Source organism: Mycobacterium sp. NGS40 (genome assembly GCF_059812735.1).
Genome location: NZ_JCALDG010000018.1, coordinates 1 through 15,581 on the forward strand (window position 1 = coordinate 1; position 15,581 = coordinate 15,581).

Here is a 15,581-nt window from a genome sequence, read left to right on the forward strand (position 1 = left end):
CCTTGCGTGCCGACCCGAAGCACGTACAGAGCATCCAGGACTTCTGGGGCGATCCGCTGACCGCCGCGGGCGCGCAAAGCAATGACGGCAAAGCCGCGCTGGTTCAGGTGAACCTCGCCGGTAACCAAGGCGAGGCGCTGGCGACCGAATCCATCGAGGCGGTCCGCGATACCGTCGGCCGGTTGCCCAGACCACCGGGCATCACGGTCGGGATCACCGGCGGCGCGGCCTTCGCCGCGGATCTGCGGCACAGCAGCGGCGCGTCGGCGCTCAAGCTGACACTGACCACGGTTGCCGTGGTCTTTCTCATTCTGCTGCTGGTCTACCGCTCGGTCGTCACCGTGCTCGTGCTGCTCGTCACGGTCGGAATCGAATTGGGCGCCGCGCGTGGAGCCGTCGCGCTGATGGTGGACAACAGCACCATGGGACTGACTCCGTTCGCGGTCAGCCTGCTGACCTCACTGGCCATCGCCGCGGGAACCGACTACGGCATCTTCATCATCGGCCGCTACCAGGAGGCCCGGCAGGCCGGCGCGGACCGCGACCGCGCGTTCTACACGATGTACCGCGGCACCGCGCACGTCATCACCGGTTCCGGGTTGACGATCGCCGGCGCGATCTTCTGCCTCAGCTTCGCCCGGATGCCGTCGTTCCAAACCGTCGGCGTGCCCTGCGCGGTCGGGATCGTGGTCACCACGGCGGTAGCGCTCACGCTGGGGCCCGCGGTGCTGGCCGTCGGCAGCCGTCTCGGTCTGTTCGAGCCGAAAAGGCTTGTCCAGGTTGGTCGTTGGCGGCGCATCGGCACGTCGACCGTTCGCTGGCCCGCGCCAATTCTGGCCGCGACGCTGGCGGTGGCGCTGGTCGGGCTGCTCGCGCTGCCCGGATATCGGGCCAGCTACGACGACCGCGCGTATCTGCCCGCGGCCATCCCGGCCAACAAGGGATTCCTGGCCGTCGCACGCCATTTCTCCCAGGCGCAGATGAAACCCGAGATCTTGATGATCGAGACGGATCATGATCTGCGTAATCCGTCGGATTTTCTGGTCTTGAATCAGCTGGCGAAGGCCGTGCTCGCCGTCCCCGGAATTTGGCGGGTCAAAGCGATCACCCGGCCCACCGGACTGCCCTTGGAACACACCACCGTGCCGTTCCAGATGAGTCTGCGCAATTCCGCGCAGTTGCAGAATATGAAGTTTCAGCAGGAGCGCGCGAAAGATCTGCTCAGACAGGCCGACGAGATCACGAAGACGATCGCCATCACGCAGCGTCTGTATGACCTGATGCAACAGCTCTCGAGCACGACCCATGACCTCGCGCTGAATACCCATGACACCGTCGCGATCACGCATGATCTTCGAGACGATATTTCGGATTTCGAAGACTTCTTCCGGCCTATCCGCAGTTACTTCTACTGGGAGAAGCACTGTTTCGACATTCCGATCTGCTGGGCGATCAGATCGCTGTTCGACTCATTCGACGGCGTAAACCAGATCAGTGACAAACTGGCCGAACTGGCGACCGATCTCGACCGCGTCGATGAACTGATGCCGCGGCTGAATGCTGAACTGCCGGTGATGATCTCGACCATGCAGTCGCTGCGGACCATGATGCTGACCATGCACAGCACCATGACGGGCATCATCGGACAGATCGACCAGCTGGGTGAGAACCCGGCGGCCATGGGACAAGCTTTCGACGCCGCCCGCAACGACGACACTTTCTACCTGCCGCCCGCGGTGTTCGACAACACCGACTTTCGGCGGGCGATGAAGGGCTTCCTGTCGCCGGACGGACACGCGGCTCGTTTCATCATCGAGCACCGACAAGATCCGTCGACGGCCGCGGGAATCGCGAGTATCGAGCCGATTCGGATTGCGGCCGAGGAAGCGCTGAAGACGACTCCCAATGCGAATGCCGGGATTTTCCTGGCGGGGACCGCCGCCATTCTGAAAGACACATCGGAGGGCGCCAAATGGGATCTGCTGATCGCCGGTACCTCGTCACTGTGTCTCATTTTCGTCATCATGTTGGTTCTCACCCGGGCCTTTGTCGCGGCGGCGGTCATCGTGGGTACGGTCGCGCTTTCGCTGGGCGCATCGTTCGGGCTGTCCGTGCTGTTCTGGCAATACCTGATGGGCTTCCCGCTGTATTGGCTGGTGCTCGTGATGTCGGTGATCGTGCTGCTGGCCGTGGGATCCGACTACAACCTGCTGCTGGTCTCGCGGTTCAGAGAAGAGATCCATGCCGGGCTGAAGACCGGCATCATCCGGGCGATGGGCGGCACCGGAAAGGTCGTGACGAATGCCGGGCTGGTGTTCGCCTTCACCATGGCGTCCATGGTCGTCAGCGATCTGCGCGCCATCGGCCAGATCGGGACCACCATCGGGGTCGGTCTGCTCTTCGACACGCTATTGGTTCGCGCGTTGATGACGCCGTCGATCGCGGCCCTGCTGGGGCGGTGGTTCTGGTGGCCGATGACGGTGCGCCCCCGGCCCGCCAGTGCGCTGCTTCGACCGTTCGGCACCCGTTCGTCCGTTCGTTGCCTGATGCACAGCGAGTAACCCATGACTTTGCCCGGTATTTATCCGTACCGGTGGCGAAAAGTTGGGGTACGGTTCAAGATTTTGACGAAGATGTCAAATACCGTCGCGATACAGGATTAGCCCGTTGCCGTTCGTATTGGTGGTGATCGCGGCGTTCTGCTTTGCGTGCGCGGCAGTGCTGCAACACCGTGCGGTGGCGGCCGGGCCGCGCCCGGGATCGCTGGCGCTGCGCGGCCTGCGCGACGTCACCCGCAGTCCGCTGTGGCGGCTGGGGCTGCTGCTCGCCGCGAGCGGCTCGGCGCTGCACGCCATTGCGCTGGTGTTCGCGCCGCTGTCGGTGATCCAGCCGATCGGGGTGCTCGCGGTGCCCATCGCCGTCGTCCTTGCCGCGGCGCATACCCGCCGCCGGCCCACCGCCGGGATGCTGGCCGGCATCCTGCTGTCGAGCACCTGCGTCGTCGCCTTCGTCACGACGGCCGCTCGCTCGGCGGCCGGCACGCCGGCGTCCGGCGGCGACACCGCGCTGGCCGGTTTCGTCGTCGGACTGGTCTTGCTGACGCTCACGGGAATCGGGTTGGCCTGCACCGGCTGGGCGCGCTGCGTGGCGTTGGCGATGGCCGGCGCGAGCGCCTTCGGATTGGTCTCGGCGCTGGTGCGGGCCGTGTCGCAGACCGTGACATCCGGGCGGGTCGGCATCGCGGACCCGACTGTGATCGCCGGGGTTGCGGCCGTCGTCGCCGCGGTCCTGACCGGCGGCTGGCTGGTTCAGCAAGCCTTCGCCTCCGGGCCGCCCGAGGTCGTCGTCTCCTGCCTGACCGTGGTCGACCCCGTCGTCGCGGTGCTCTTCGGCGTGATCCTGCTCGGCGAGGGCTCCGCGATCTCCCCCGCCCAGTGGGCCGTGCTCAGCATCGCCGCCATCGGCGCCGTCGCCGGCATCGCGGTGCTCGCCCGTCACCATCCCGAGGCCATCACCCGCCAGCTCGCCGTCTAGGTCCCCCACCTCCGAGAGGATCCGATTTCGTGCCCTCCGCGCTGCGTGTGCTCATCGCCGCCGAGACCTATCCGCCCGACGTCAACGGCGCCGCCCGGTTCGCCGAACGACTGGCCGGTGGCCTCGCGCGTCGCGGGCACGACATCCATGTCGTCGCCCCGTCGCCGAACGGGGCGCCCGCCACGACGGTCCAGGACACCGACGGCGGCAAGGTCACCGTGCATCATGTGCGCTCGCTGCCCTACCCCGCGCGACCCGAGTTCCGGATGTGCACGCCCTGGGATGCGGGCCGGGCCGCGGCGGCCGTGACGGCCGCGGTTTCCCCCGACGTGGTGCACACCCAGACCGCCTGGATGGTCGGCCGGTTCATCGTGCGCGCCGCCGTGCGGAGCGACATTCCGCTGGTGGCCACCCATCACGTCGTACCGGAGAACATCACCGCGCACGTGCCGATGCCGCAAGCGTTGCGGCCGTTTTTCTATCGCCTGCTGTGGAAGGACTTGGCCCGCACCCTGAGTCGGGCCGATGTGGTCACCGCGCCGACACCGCGGGCGGTGGAGTTGCTGATCGGGTCGTCCGGGCTGACCGACGCGCTGCCGATCTCCAACGGCGTCGACATCGAGCACTACCAACGCGACCCCGAGCCGGGCTGCGTGCCCAGCATCCTGTACGTCGGGCGACTGGACCAGGAAAAGCGGGTCGACGAGCTGATCCGGGCGTTCGCCGCGTTACCTGAGCACCTTCCCGCCACAGTCGACCTGATCGGAGATGGTCCCGAGCGGGCCGCCTGGACTGCGCTGGCCGACCAGCTCGGCGTGGCCGACCGCGTCCGCTTCCACGGCTTTGTGCCCGAGGACGAACTGGTCAGCGCCTACGCCCGGGCCTCGGTGTTCTGCATGCCCGGCATCGCCGAGTTACAGAGCCTGGTCACCCTGGAAGCCATGGCGTCCGGCAAGCCCGTCGTCGCGGCCGACGCGATGGCGCTGCCGCATCTGGTGCATCCCGGGCGAAACGGCTGGCTCTACCAGCCGGGTGATATCGGCGAACTCACCTGCCACCTCGCCACGCTGCTCGCGGACCCCGCGTTGCGCACGCGGATGGGCGCGGCGAGCCGAGAGTTGGTGGGCGAACACGACATCGAGGCGACCCTCGATCGCTTCGAGGGGATCTACCGCGACCTGGTCACCCGCGCTGCCGCCTGATCTCGACGGCCCGCTGCAGCACCTCCAGCAGCACCCGCGCCGAGCGCTCCCAGGAGTAGTGTTCGGCGCGCGCGCGAGCCCGCGCGGACGCCGCGGCGAACGTGGCGTCGTCGTCGAGCGCGCGGACCGCGCGGACGAAACCCTCGACGTCGTCCGGCTCGACGTAGCCGGCGGCATCCGCCCCGACCTCACGGAACACGGGAATGTCGCTGACCACGAGCGGGGTCCCCACCGCCATCGCCTCGACCAACGGCAAGCCGAAGCCCTCCTCACGCGAGGCTGTCACCAGCGCGGTCGCCGCGCGCAGGACCTCGCGGTAGGTGGCGTCGTCGGCGCCGTCGTGAAACACCAAATCGGCTCCGGCGCCGAAGGCGGTGAGCCGGTCGCGCTCGGCCACGGTGACCTTGCTCATCAGGTGCAGCTGATAACCCGGCAGCCGCGCGGCAGCCCGCACCAAGGTTTCGACGTTCTTGTAGGGCATGAACGAACCCATGTAGACCAGCGAGCGGGTGCGCGGCAGCCGGGTGGGATCGGGCACCGGATCGGCCGCGTTGGACACCACGGTGACGGGCCGCCGGGTCAGCCGGTGGGCCGCGATCAGCGCCGCCGAGGTGTCGGAGACGGTGACGACGGCGTCGGCCCGGTCGAGCAGTAGGCGCTGCGGCCACCAAGCCAGGTGGTAGAGCCGCCACAACAGCCGGATCGGGGCGGCGAACTCCGGCGGCGGTGTGCGGTGGCGGTAGTAGATCAGGTCGTGCAGCGTGAGCAGCAGCGCGTAGCGGCGTCCCCAGGTGCCCATGGTCTGCATCGGGGAGAACACGACGTCCGGTTCCAGCCGGTTGACTTGCCTGGCCACCAGCGGCTCCCGAATGCTCGTCGGCGCGCTGATGCGTGCCCAGGGCATGTTCGGCAGTTGCGCGAGTTGCCGCTCGTCGCTGATCAGCATCGTCAGCGGATGCATCCCGGCCAGCGCGTGCACGAGTCCGGTGGTGTAGCGGCTGATGCCGTTGTGCAGCCCGGGCGTGACGTAGCGGCAGTCGACTACAACGCGCACACGAACTCCGAGATCGCGTCGGCCACGGCGGCCGGTGCTTCGTAATGGGCCAGGTGCCCGACGCCGGGCACCTCGACCAGGCGCGCGTCACGGAACCGCCCGGCGAGTTCTCGCTGCGCGGGCAGCGGCGCGATGTCGTCGTGTTCGGCCGCCACCAGCAGCGTCGGGACGGCGATCTCGGGCGCAAACTGCGCGACATCGTGCCCGATCGACGCGTAAAAGGCTTCCAGCAGCACCCGGCGGTTGGCGAACCCCGAGAAGTAGCGCCGGTGCTCGGCGTGAATCCAGCGCCGCAGAGCCGGGTCCCGCGTGGTGGTCATGGCCGAGCTCGCGATACGCGTGAGCAGCGGGTGCCGCAGCAGTGCCGTGCCCGCCGGCTCCGGCAGCGCCGCGGCGAGCCGGTGGTACCCGACGGTCAGCCCGGTCAGGCCGCGGCGGGGACCGGCCAGCGCCGAGCCGGCGATCGGATTGACCAGCACCAGCCCGGCGATGTCCGCGGTCCGGGCGGCGGCCGCCGCGACGATGGACCCGAACGAGTGGCCCGCGAGCACCGGCCGGCCACCGAGCTGCGCCAGCAGGTCGGCCACCCAGCGCGCGTAACCCTCGACATCGTGCCGGCCGTCTTGCAGCGGCCCCGCAACGCCGAAGCCGGGCAGGTCCGGCACCACCGACCGCAATCCGGGCAGGTGAGTGACGATCGGCTCCATCCCGTGGTGGTCGCCGCGCAACCCGTGCACGAACACGACCGTGCGCGCGGCATCGGCGGCGCCGTAAGTCCAGCACGCACGGGCGGAACGGTCTGCCATCAATCCTCGTTCTACAGGGAAGTGCGCAACGGCGCGCACGCGCGAAACTACCGACCTCCGGCCACCAGGTACGCCAGAAGTCGGCGGGATCCGCAACTCGAGGTGGGCGATCTCACACTCGCGACCGCAGTCGGGAGCATTGTGGAATACCTTTAGCTTCGCTAACGTTCTTTAGGTCGGCGCAGTGTGGCGCCCCAAGGATCCCAATTCTCAGTGATGCGAGGACTGTTATGTCGACGACTACGCGTGAAGAGCGGCTGGAACGCCGCATCGAAGCCCTGACCGCTAACGACCCACAGTTCGCCGCCGCCAAGCCCGACCCGGCCGTCGCCGAGGCCCTCGAGAAGTCCGAACTGCGCCTCCCGCAGGTCATCCAGACCGTTCTCGATGGTTACGCCGACCGCCCGGCCCTTGGTCAGCGCGTGGTGGAGTTCGTCAAGGACCCGAAGACCGGGCGCACCTCAGCCGAGCTGCTCCCCCGCTTCGAGACCATCACCTACCGTCAGCTGAGCGATCGCGCCGCCGCGCTGGGCCGTGCGCTGAGCGCCGACTCGGTGCACGTCGGCGACCGCGTCGCCGTGCTGGGCTTCAACAGCGTCGACTTCACTACCATCGACGTCGCCCTGGCCCAGATCGGCGCGGTATCGGTTCCCCTGCAGACCAGCGCCGCGATTGCGCAGCTCAAGCCGATCGTGACCGAGACCGAGCCGGCTGTGCTCGCCGCGAGCGTCGACCAGCTCTCCGATGCCGTCGAGCTGATCCTGAGCGGCGACCACCGTCCCGCCAAGCTGGTGGTCTTCGACTACCACCCCGAAGTCGACGACCAGCGCGAGTCCGTTCAGAGCGCGGCCACCCGGCTGGCCGAGGCCGCGGTGACCGTCGAATCGCTGGGCGAGTTGCTGGAGCGCGGCACGGCATTGCCTGCCACCCCCGCCGCCGACGTCGAGGACGACGCACTGGCATTGCTGATCTACACCTCCGGCAGCACGGGCGCGCCCAAGGGCGCGATGTATCCGCGGGGCAATGTCGGCAAGATGTGGCGACGGTCGAGCCGTAACTGGTTCGGTGAGACGGCCGCCTCGATCACCCTGAACTTCATGCCGATGAGCCACGTCATGGGACGCGGCGTGCTCTACGGCACGCTGGGCAACGGCGGCACCGCGTACTTCGCCGCCCGCAGCGACCTCTCCACGCTGCTGGAGGACCTCGAGTTGGTCCGGCCCACCGAGATGAACTTCGTGCCGCGCATCTGGGAGACCATCTACGCCGAATACCTGCGCAAGGTGGCCCGCGGCGACGACGAAGCCGACGTGATGAACGAGCTGGCACAGGGCCTGCTGGGCGGGCGATTCATCTTCGCGATGACGGGCTCGGCGCCCACCTCTCCCGAGCTGAAGACCTGGGTGGAGAACCTGCTCGACATGCACCTGCTCGACGGCTACGGCTCCACCGAGGCGGGCATGGTGCTGTTCGACGGCGAGGTGCAGCGTCCGCCGGTCATCGACTACAAGCTGGCCGACGTCCCCGATCTGGGCTACTTCGCCACCGACCGGCCCTATCCGCGCGGCGAATTGCTACTCAAGACCGAGAACATGTTTCCCGGTTACTACAAGCGCCCGGAGATCACCGCGGACGTGTTCGACGCCGAGGGTTACTACCGGACCGGCGACGTCGTCGCCGAGATCGCGCCTAACAAGGTCGTCTACGTCGACCGCCGCAACAACGTGCTCAAGCTCGCACAGGGCGAGTTCGTCACCGTGGCCAAGCTGGAGGCGGTGTTCGGCAACAGCCCGCTGATCCGGCAGATCTACGTCTACGGCAACAGCGCTCACCCCTACCTGCTGGCGGTCGTCGTGCCCACCCAGGAAGCGCTGTCGCACTACGGCGTCGACGAGGTCAAGGCGCCGATCGCCGATTCGTTGCAGGCCGTCGCCAAGGAGGCCGGTCTGCAGTCCTACGAGGTTCCGCGCGACTTCCTGATCGAGACAACGCCTTTCACGCTGGAGAACGGTCTGCTCACCGGTATCCGCAAGCTGGCGTGGCCAAAGCTCAAGCAGCAGTACGGAGAACGGCTCGAGCAACGCTACGCCGAGCTGGCCGAAGGTCAGGCCAACGAGTTGGGCGAGTTGCGCCGCAGCGGCGCCACCGGCCCGGTGCTGCAGACGGTGACCCGGGCCGCGGCCGCGCTGCTGGGAGCCGCGACCACCGAGCTGACCCCGGATGCTCACTTCGCCGATCTGGGTGGAGACTCGTTGTCGGCGTTGACGTTCGGCAACCTGCTGCACGAGATCTTCGACATCGACGTGCCGGTGGGCGTGATCGTCAGCCCGGCCAGCGACCTGGCCTCGATCGCGGCCTACATCGAAACCGAGCGCGAGGGCACCAAGCGACCCACGTTCGCGGCGGTGCACGGTCTTTCCAGCAAGGACCGCACGGGCGAGGTACACGCCAGTGATCTCACGCTGGACAAGTTCATCGACGCGGCGACGCTGGCTGCCGCACCGGACCTGTCGGCACCGGCAACCGAGGTCCGCACGGTCCTGCTGACCGGGGCGACCGGCTTCCTGGGCCGCTACCTGGCGCTGGACTGGCTGGAGCGCATGGACCTGGTCGACGGCAAGGTGATCGCCCTGGTGCGGGCCAAGGACGACAACGCCGCACGGGCCCGGCTGGACAAGACGTTCGAGAGCGGTGACCCCGAACTGCTGGCGCACTACCAGAAGCTGGCCGCCGACCACCTCGAGGTGATCGCCGGAGACAAGGGCGAGCCCAACCTCGGCCTGGATCAGCAGACCTGGCAGCGGCTGGCCGACACCGTCGACCTGATCGTCGACCCGGCTGCGCTGGTCAACCACGTGCTGCCGTACAGCGAGCTGTTCGGCCCCAACGCGCTGGGCACCGCCGAGCTGATCCGAATCGCGTTGACGGCCAAGCAAAAGCCGTACACCTACGTGTCCACGATCGGGGTGGGCGACCAGATCAAGCCCGGGCAGTTCACCGAGGACGCCGACATCCGCCAGATCAGCGCCACCCGGCAGATCAACGACAGCTACGCCAACGGCTACGGCAACAGCAAATGGGCCGGCGAGGTGTTGCTGCGCGAGGCCAACGACCTGTGTGGCCTGCCGGTAGCGGTGTTCCGTTGCGACATGATCCTGGCCGACACCACTTACGCCGGTCAGCTCAACGTGCCGGACATGTTCACCCGGATGATGTTGAGCCTGGTCGCCACCGGTATCGCGCCCGGCTCGTTCTACGAGCGCGACGCGGACGGCGGCCGGCAGCGGGCCCACTACGACGGCCTGCCCGTGGAGTTCATCGCCGAAGCCATCTCGACGCTCGGTGCGCAGAATGTGGAGAGCTTCCAGACCTACCACGTGATGAATCCCTACGACGACGGCATCTCGATGGACTCGTTCGTCGACTGGCTGATCGCCGACGGCAACGCGATCCAGCGGATCGACGACTACGGCGACTGGCTGCCGCGGTTCGAGACAGCGCTGCGCGGCCTGCCCGAAAAGCAGCGCAACGCGTCGCTGTTGCCGCTGCTGCACAACTACCAGAAGCCCGAGCACCCGATCCGCGGGTCGATGGCACCGACCGATCGCTTCCGTGCGGCGGTCCAGGACGCGAAAGTCGGCCCGGACAAAGACATTCCGCACATCGGCGCGCCGATCATCGCCAAGTACGTCAGCGACCTGCGGCTCATCGGCCTGCTCTGAGTTCAAAAAAGTTCGCCGGCCCGATGGACGGGCCGGCGAACTTTTTTGTTGGTTTATTAGCTCTGAGGATGCGGCCAGCGCAGGTAATTCGCGCTCGCTGCGGGCGCGGCGCCGGCGCGCTGTTTGCGCCATCCGCCGGCCTTCGCGTCGGACGCCTCCACCCGCGGAGTGGTCAGGGCGTCCGGTTCCACCTCACGGTGCGGCTCTTCCAGGCCCGACATGTAGACGGGTTCGCCGGCCGCCGGCGCCGCCGAGCGCACCCGGGCCAGGGCTTCGATGTCACTGGCCAGTCGCACCGCCAGGCGCGCCAGCGCGATGCCGCCCACGAAGACGATCAAGGCACCCAGACCGGAGAAATACGAAATCTCCAGCGCGGCGCGCTTGCGGTCAGTCGCGGCGATCGGATCTCCGGCGGATCCGATTCCGAGCATCGGAGCGAGCTCGCCACCGATCACGAACCACACGCCGGCCAGCACGGCCAGCCAGCCGCCGACGATCGCGGTGACCCGGTTCCCGGAAAATACGAGCAGCAAGCCGCCGAGCGCGGTGACGGCGCCGGGCAGCACTTCCAGCCAGCCGCGGGCCGTGGTCCACGCCCACTCTTGATTGGGTGTGTAGGCGAAATTGAAGTGCGGACCGACGAACGGTATCAACGCACCCCAAGCACCCAGAACGATCAAAATCAACCCGCAAATCGCACCGCGGGAGCGTGGCATCCACAACCTGCCCGGATGGCCGTCTTGTGCGTAGTTCATTACATCCCCCTATTGACGCCGGACTACTTCAGCACCGCGTGGATACCCTGCGGTTCCCGGTTATAACCTCTGGTCGGCCCCGCTGCCGTGACCCGTGTGGCCGGTGTTTCGTGTGTTACGAAGCCAGGCCGAGTATCAGCAGCACAATCGCGATCACCGGGAATATGCCCTGCGTCACGGCGGCCCTGGCCTTGTCGGGCGCCGACACCACCAGGACGACCGCGGCCGCGGCCATGGATCCGATCCCGGCAAAAACCAGCGCGGCACCGGCGGTCCGGTGCCCGATCGCGATCTCGGCGATCCCGATACCGGCGACAATGGCCAGAAACAGGTTGTAAAAGCCCTGGTTGAAGGCCAGCAGCTTGGTCGTCTCGGCCTCCTCGGGCGTCGTACCGAAGGTCGCGCGGGTACGGGGCGAGGTCCAGGTCAACGACTCCATCGTGAAGATGTAGACGTGCAACAACGCGGCGAGTGCGGCGAACGCCAGTCCGGCGGTGATCATGGCGCCTCCTGTGTTGATGGTCGCGACCTGCTTCCCCCCGCGCTCGCGATCGCTCCTACTCGAATAGCCCCGGTTGCAAGACCCCGGCCGGCGGTCTCATACCCAGATGGGTCCAGGCCTGCGCAGTGGCAACCCGGCCGCGGGGCGTCCGCGCGATCATCCCGGCGCGCACCAGAAACGGCTCGCACACCTCCTCGACGGTGGTCGCCTCCTCCCCGACCGCCACCGCGAGCGTCGAAACCCCGACCGGGCCGCCGCCGAAACTGCGGGTCAGCGCCGACAGCACCGCCCGGTCCAGCCGGTCGAGCCCGAGCTCGTCGACGTCGTAGACCTCCAGCGCGGACTTGGCGACGTCGCGAGTGATCACTCCGTCGGCGCGCACCTCGGCGAAGTCCCGGACCCGGCGCAGCAGTCGGTTGGCGATCCGTGGCGTGCCGCGCGAACGCCGGGCGATCTCCGCACCCGCTTCGGCGCCCAGCTCGATGCCGAGGATCCCGGCCGATCGGGCCAGCACCCGCTCCAGATCGGCCGGCTCGTAGAAATCCATGTGCGCGGTGAAACCGAAGCGGTCCCGCAGCGGACCGGTCAGCGCGCCGGACCGGGTCGTCGCGCCGACCAGCGTGAACGGTGCCACCTCCAGCGGAATCGAGGTTGCCCCAGGGCCTTTGCCCACCACGACGTCGACCCGGAAGTCCTCCATCGCGAGGTAGAGCATCTCCTCGGCCGGCCGCGCGATGCGGTGGATCTCGTCGATGAACAACACGTCGTGCTCGACCAGATTCGACAGCATCGCGGCCAGGTCGCCGGCGCGCTCCAGGGCCGGTCCCGACGTCACCCGCAGCGTGGACCCGAGCTCGGCGGCGATGATCATCGCCAGCGACGTCTTGCCCAACCCCGGCGGGCCGGACAGCAGGATGTGATCCGGTGTGCCGCCCCGGTTTTTGGCCCCCTCGAGGACCAGCTGCAGCTGTTCGCGGACCCGCGACTGGCCGATGAACTCGCGCAGCGAGCGGGGCCGCAGGCTGACGTCGATGTCGCCCTCGCCGACGGTCAGCGCCGGGGACAGGTCGCGATCCGCGTAGTCCTCGGAGTCCTCGTCGCTCATTTGGTCTTACCCAGCAACGACAGCGCGGCCCGCAACACGTCGGAAGTCGTTGCCTGCTCGCCTTTTTCGCGACTGGCCGCCAGCACGCTGTCGGTGGCATCCTCGGCCTGCTTGACCGCGAAGCCCAACCCGGTCAGCGCCTCGACCACCGCACCCCGCACGGCGTGGCCATTGACACCGCCGCCGGCCGGTGCCGCCGTGGGCGTACCGCCGGCATGGATCTTGTCGCGCAACTCCAGCACCATGCGCTCGGCGCCGCGCTTGCCGATGCCGGGCACCCGGGTCAGCGCGGTGACGTCACCGTCGGAAAGTGCCTGGCGCAGCGCCGCGGCGTCGTGCACGGCCAGCGTCGCCATCGCCAGGCGCGGCCCGACGCCGGACACCGACAGCAGCGTCAGGAACAGGTCGCGGGTCTCGTTGTCGACGAACCCGTACAGCGTCTGCGAATCCTCGCGAACGATCATCGCGGTGATCAGGCGGGCTTCGCTGCCCTGCCGCAGCGTGGCCAGCGTCGACGGCGTCGCGTTCACCCGATACCCGACACCGGCGGCTTCGATCACCACATGATCGAGTGCCACCTCGAGCACCTCACCGCGCACCGAGGCGATCATCGACCCGCCCCCGCCCTGGCAGCTTTGGCCTTGGCGGCCAACTTGGCGCGGTAGGCCTGGCGCGCCTCGGCGGCCATCGCCTCGGCCGCCGCCATCCGGGCCAGCATCGGCGCCCGCCAGCAATGGCAGATGGCCAGCGCCAGCGCGTCGGCCGCGTCGGCCGGCGTCGGTTTGGCTTGCAGCTCAAGGATTCTGGTGACCATCGCGGTGACCTGAGCTTTGTCGGCGGTGCCGTTGCCGGTGACCGCGGCCTTCACCTCGCTGGGCGTGTGGAAGTGCACGCCGATATCGCGTCTGGCGGCCGCCAGCGCGATCACGCCGCCGGCCTGCGCGGTGCCCATCACGGTCGACACGTTGTGCTGAGCGAACACCCGCTCGATCGCGATCACGTCGGGACGGTGAGTGTCCAGCCAGTACTCGACGGCGTCGCTGATGGCCAGCAGTCGTTGGGGCAGCGCGGCATCCGACGGGGTACGGACCACGTCGACGTCCAGCGCGACGACATGTCGGCCGCGCCCGCTTTCCACCACGGACAGCCCGCACCGGGTCAGTCCGGGGTCGACGCCCATCACCCGCATGCTCCAACTCCACTTCCTGCAAAACGGTGGCCCGAACAGCTGTTCGATAGCCTAGCGGTCGAGTCCGACGGCGCCGAGCAGGACACGCCTCAGGACCCGCCAAAAGCTGTTAACTTAAGCCAACGTTCGCTCCCGACGGGAGGGTTTGCGTGGGAACAGTGCTGGTGGTGCTGGCCGCGGTGCTGTTCATCGCGTCCATCGTCGTACTCGTCGTCGCTGCGAAACGTCCCCGGGCAGCGGCGCAGCCGCGCGGGCGACGCGATCCGCTCTCCTTCGACGCGATGCCACAGTTCGGTCCCCGGCAACTGGGTCCCGGCGCCATCGTCAGCTACGGCGGTGTCGACTACGTGGTCCGCGGTTCGGTGACCTTCCGCGAGGGACCGTTCGTGTGGTGGGAGCACTTGCTGGAAGGCGGCGACCTGCCGACCTGGTTCGCCGTCGAGGAAGACGACGGACGCCTCGAGCTCGTCATGTGGGTCACCCGCAAGGACGTCACCCTGCAGCCCGGCGATCAGTACCTGGTCGACGGGATCGCATTTCACGAGACGGAACGCGGTCGCGCCTCGTATACGACCGAGGGCACGACCGGCCTGCCCGCCGGTGGCGAGATGGAGTTCGTCGACTGCGTCAACGCCGACGAGACCGCGCTGCTGTCCTTCGAGCGCTGGGCACCCGGTACGCCCTGGGAGGTCTCGACGGGCAAGCCGGTGTCGCCGGGCGAGCTCACCGTCTACCCGGCGCCCACGCCGGGTTCCCCGTAGGACCGCGCGGTGCCGCTCTATCAGCTCGCCGTAGCTCCGGCCGACGTGTCCGGGAGCAGGTTGCGCCTTGCCCTCAACGCGCCCGAACCCCCGCTGCTGGCCAGCCATTCGCTGCGGCATCCCGACGGCGGCGCGCTGCGGCTCGCGGTGCTCGGCGCCTCACATCTGGTCACGATCGAGCACGCCGCGACCACCTTCTCCGAGCAGGTGTCCTGCACCGCCGAGAGCGACACCTCCTCGCTGCCCGAGCGCGCCGAAGCCTCGGGCTATGCGCTGGAATCACGCACCAACGTGCTCGACGAAGCCATGTTTCGCAGATTGGCCCACCAGCTTCGCGACCGATGCCGAATCGAAACCGCTTGGCTCGGTGGCACTTTCCCCGGCGATGACGCCGCACTGACCGTGTTGTCCGCCGAACCCGACGGCATCGGCTGGCGCTGGCAGACGTGGCATCTGTACCCGCAGCGACCCCTCGGGTCCGGCGGCGTGGTGGTCCGCACGGCCAGCCGGTGGCATCCGTGAGCCGCAAACAACTGTTCTGGCTTGCCGGCGGGCTGGCCGCGGCGTCGGTGGTGTCGTTGGTGATCGGAATCATCCTGCTGCAGAAGGACATTACCGGTTATATCGCGAGCAACTACCGCGAGTACTCGCGCGACGCCAACGCAACGCGGTACCTGTGCAGCGGATCGCCCGATCAGGTCGCCGACGCGCTCGCCGACTATCAGGAACCCGCGGCGCGCGCGGACAACGACAACAACGAGTACCTGCGCTATAGCGACCACATCGTGACCGTCGGCCCAGATGGTAACCACCCGTGCAGCATTCGCGTCGAAAGCCTCGGCGCCGGCTACAGCCACGGCTCCTACGTCTTCCTCGGCCCCGGGTTCAGTCCCGGGTCCCCGTCGAGCGGTTCCGGCGGTAGCCCCGGCGGACCGGGTGGAACCAAATAGC

The 15,581-nt window shown here is 68.1% G+C and carries 14 protein-coding genes; 7 read left to right on the forward strand and 7 right to left on the reverse strand.

From position 1 onward, the window contains the following. The 3 genes from AC5Y5O_RS23645 to AC5Y5O_RS23655 form a co-directional block, all read left to right on the forward strand. Positions 1 to 2,561: MMPL/RND family transporter (locus tag AC5Y5O_RS23645; RefSeq protein WP_500027694.1), on the forward strand; the 2,561-nt coding region annotated here is incomplete at its 5' end. A 106-nt stretch (positions 2,562 to 2,667) separates the two neighbouring features. After that, positions 2,668 to 3,534 carry a DMT family protein gene (locus AC5Y5O_RS23650; RefSeq protein ID WP_096286605.1) on the forward strand — a complete coding sequence of 289 codons (867 nt, stop codon included), beginning with the start codon at positions 2,668 to 2,670 and terminating at the stop codon, positions 3,532 to 3,534. A 29-nt stretch (positions 3,535 to 3,563) separates the two neighbouring features. Next, positions 3,564 to 4,736 (forward strand): glycosyltransferase, encoded by a 1,173-nt coding sequence (locus AC5Y5O_RS23655; RefSeq protein WP_207768501.1) that lies wholly within the window; start codon positions 3,564 to 3,566, stop codon positions 4,734 to 4,736. On the opposite strand, the gene AC5Y5O_RS23660 is transcribed toward AC5Y5O_RS23655, so the two are convergent. Both AC5Y5O_RS23660 and AC5Y5O_RS23665 read right to left on the reverse strand, forming a co-directional pair. Then, positions 4,717 to 5,790, reverse strand: a complete 1,074-nt coding sequence (locus AC5Y5O_RS23660; RefSeq protein ID WP_096286603.1) for a glycosyltransferase family 4 protein — start codon at positions 5,788 to 5,790, stop codon at positions 4,717 to 4,719. The genes AC5Y5O_RS23655 and AC5Y5O_RS23660 overlap by 20 nt on opposite strands. Beyond that, positions 5,778 to 6,596: an alpha/beta fold hydrolase gene (locus tag AC5Y5O_RS23665; RefSeq protein WP_500027696.1), complete on the reverse strand. Its 819-nt coding sequence runs from the start codon at positions 6,594 to 6,596 to the stop codon at positions 5,778 to 5,780. The genes AC5Y5O_RS23660 and AC5Y5O_RS23665 overlap by 13 nt, the downstream gene beginning before the upstream one ends. Before the next feature lie 230 nt (positions 6,597 to 6,826). Between AC5Y5O_RS23665 and car the strand changes: the two genes are divergently transcribed. Further along, the gene (gene car, locus AC5Y5O_RS23670) at positions 6,827 to 10,318 is read left to right on the forward strand and encodes a carboxylic acid reductase (RefSeq protein ID WP_500027698.1); all 3,492 of its coding nucleotides are present in this window, start codon (positions 6,827 to 6,829) and stop codon (positions 10,316 to 10,318) included. A 56-nt stretch (positions 10,319 to 10,374) separates the two neighbouring features. Here the strand turns inward: car and AC5Y5O_RS23675 are convergent, their stop codons facing one another. From AC5Y5O_RS23675 to ruvC, 5 genes are all read right to left on the reverse strand, one after another. Continuing rightward, entirely contained in the window at positions 10,375 to 11,073 is a 699-nt protein-coding gene (locus AC5Y5O_RS23675) for a hypothetical protein (protein WP_096286597.1), read from the reverse strand. Between the two features lie 115 nt (positions 11,074 to 11,188). Next, positions 11,189 to 11,575, reverse strand: coding sequence for a DUF1304 domain-containing protein (locus AC5Y5O_RS23680; protein WP_096286595.1), 387 nt, complete (start codon positions 11,573 to 11,575; stop codon positions 11,189 to 11,191). Between the two features lie 55 nt (positions 11,576 to 11,630). Then, positions 11,631 to 12,680, reverse strand: coding sequence for a Holliday junction branch migration DNA helicase RuvB (gene ruvB, locus AC5Y5O_RS23685; RefSeq protein WP_096286593.1), 1,050 nt, complete (start codon positions 12,678 to 12,680; stop codon positions 11,631 to 11,633). Then, on the reverse strand, positions 12,677 to 13,291 hold the full coding sequence (gene ruvA, locus AC5Y5O_RS23690) for a Holliday junction branch migration protein RuvA (protein ID WP_500027700.1): 615 nt from the start codon (positions 13,289 to 13,291) through the stop codon (positions 12,677 to 12,679). Before ruvA ends, ruvB begins: the two co-directional genes overlap by 4 nt. Further along, positions 13,288 to 13,869: a crossover junction endodeoxyribonuclease RuvC gene (gene ruvC / locus AC5Y5O_RS23695; protein ID WP_096286590.1), complete on the reverse strand. Its 582-nt coding sequence runs from the start codon at positions 13,867 to 13,869 to the stop codon at positions 13,288 to 13,290. The genes ruvA and ruvC overlap by 4 nt, the downstream gene beginning before the upstream one ends. A 149-nt stretch (positions 13,870 to 14,018) precedes the next feature. On the opposite strand from ruvC, the gene AC5Y5O_RS23700 reads away from it, so the two are divergent. Genes AC5Y5O_RS23700 through AC5Y5O_RS23710 form a run of 3 tightly spaced genes read left to right on the forward strand, consistent with a single transcriptional unit; the run spans position 14,019 to position 15,580 of the window. Beyond that, on the forward strand, positions 14,019 to 14,630 hold the full coding sequence (locus tag AC5Y5O_RS23700; RefSeq protein ID WP_096286588.1) for a DUF4178 domain-containing protein: 612 nt from the start codon (positions 14,019 to 14,021) through the stop codon (positions 14,628 to 14,630). A gap of 9 nt (positions 14,631 to 14,639) precedes the next feature. Then, positions 14,640 to 15,152 carry a DUF2617 family protein gene (locus AC5Y5O_RS23705; protein ID WP_500027702.1) on the forward strand — a complete coding sequence of 171 codons (513 nt, stop codon included), beginning with the start codon at positions 14,640 to 14,642 and terminating at the stop codon, positions 15,150 to 15,152. Next, positions 15,149 to 15,580 carry a DUF4247 domain-containing protein gene (locus AC5Y5O_RS23710; RefSeq protein ID WP_500027704.1) on the forward strand — a complete coding sequence of 144 codons (432 nt, stop codon included), beginning with the start codon at positions 15,149 to 15,151 and terminating at the stop codon, positions 15,578 to 15,580. Before AC5Y5O_RS23705 ends, AC5Y5O_RS23710 begins: the two co-directional genes overlap by 4 nt. Position 15,581: the final 1 nt, after the last annotated feature.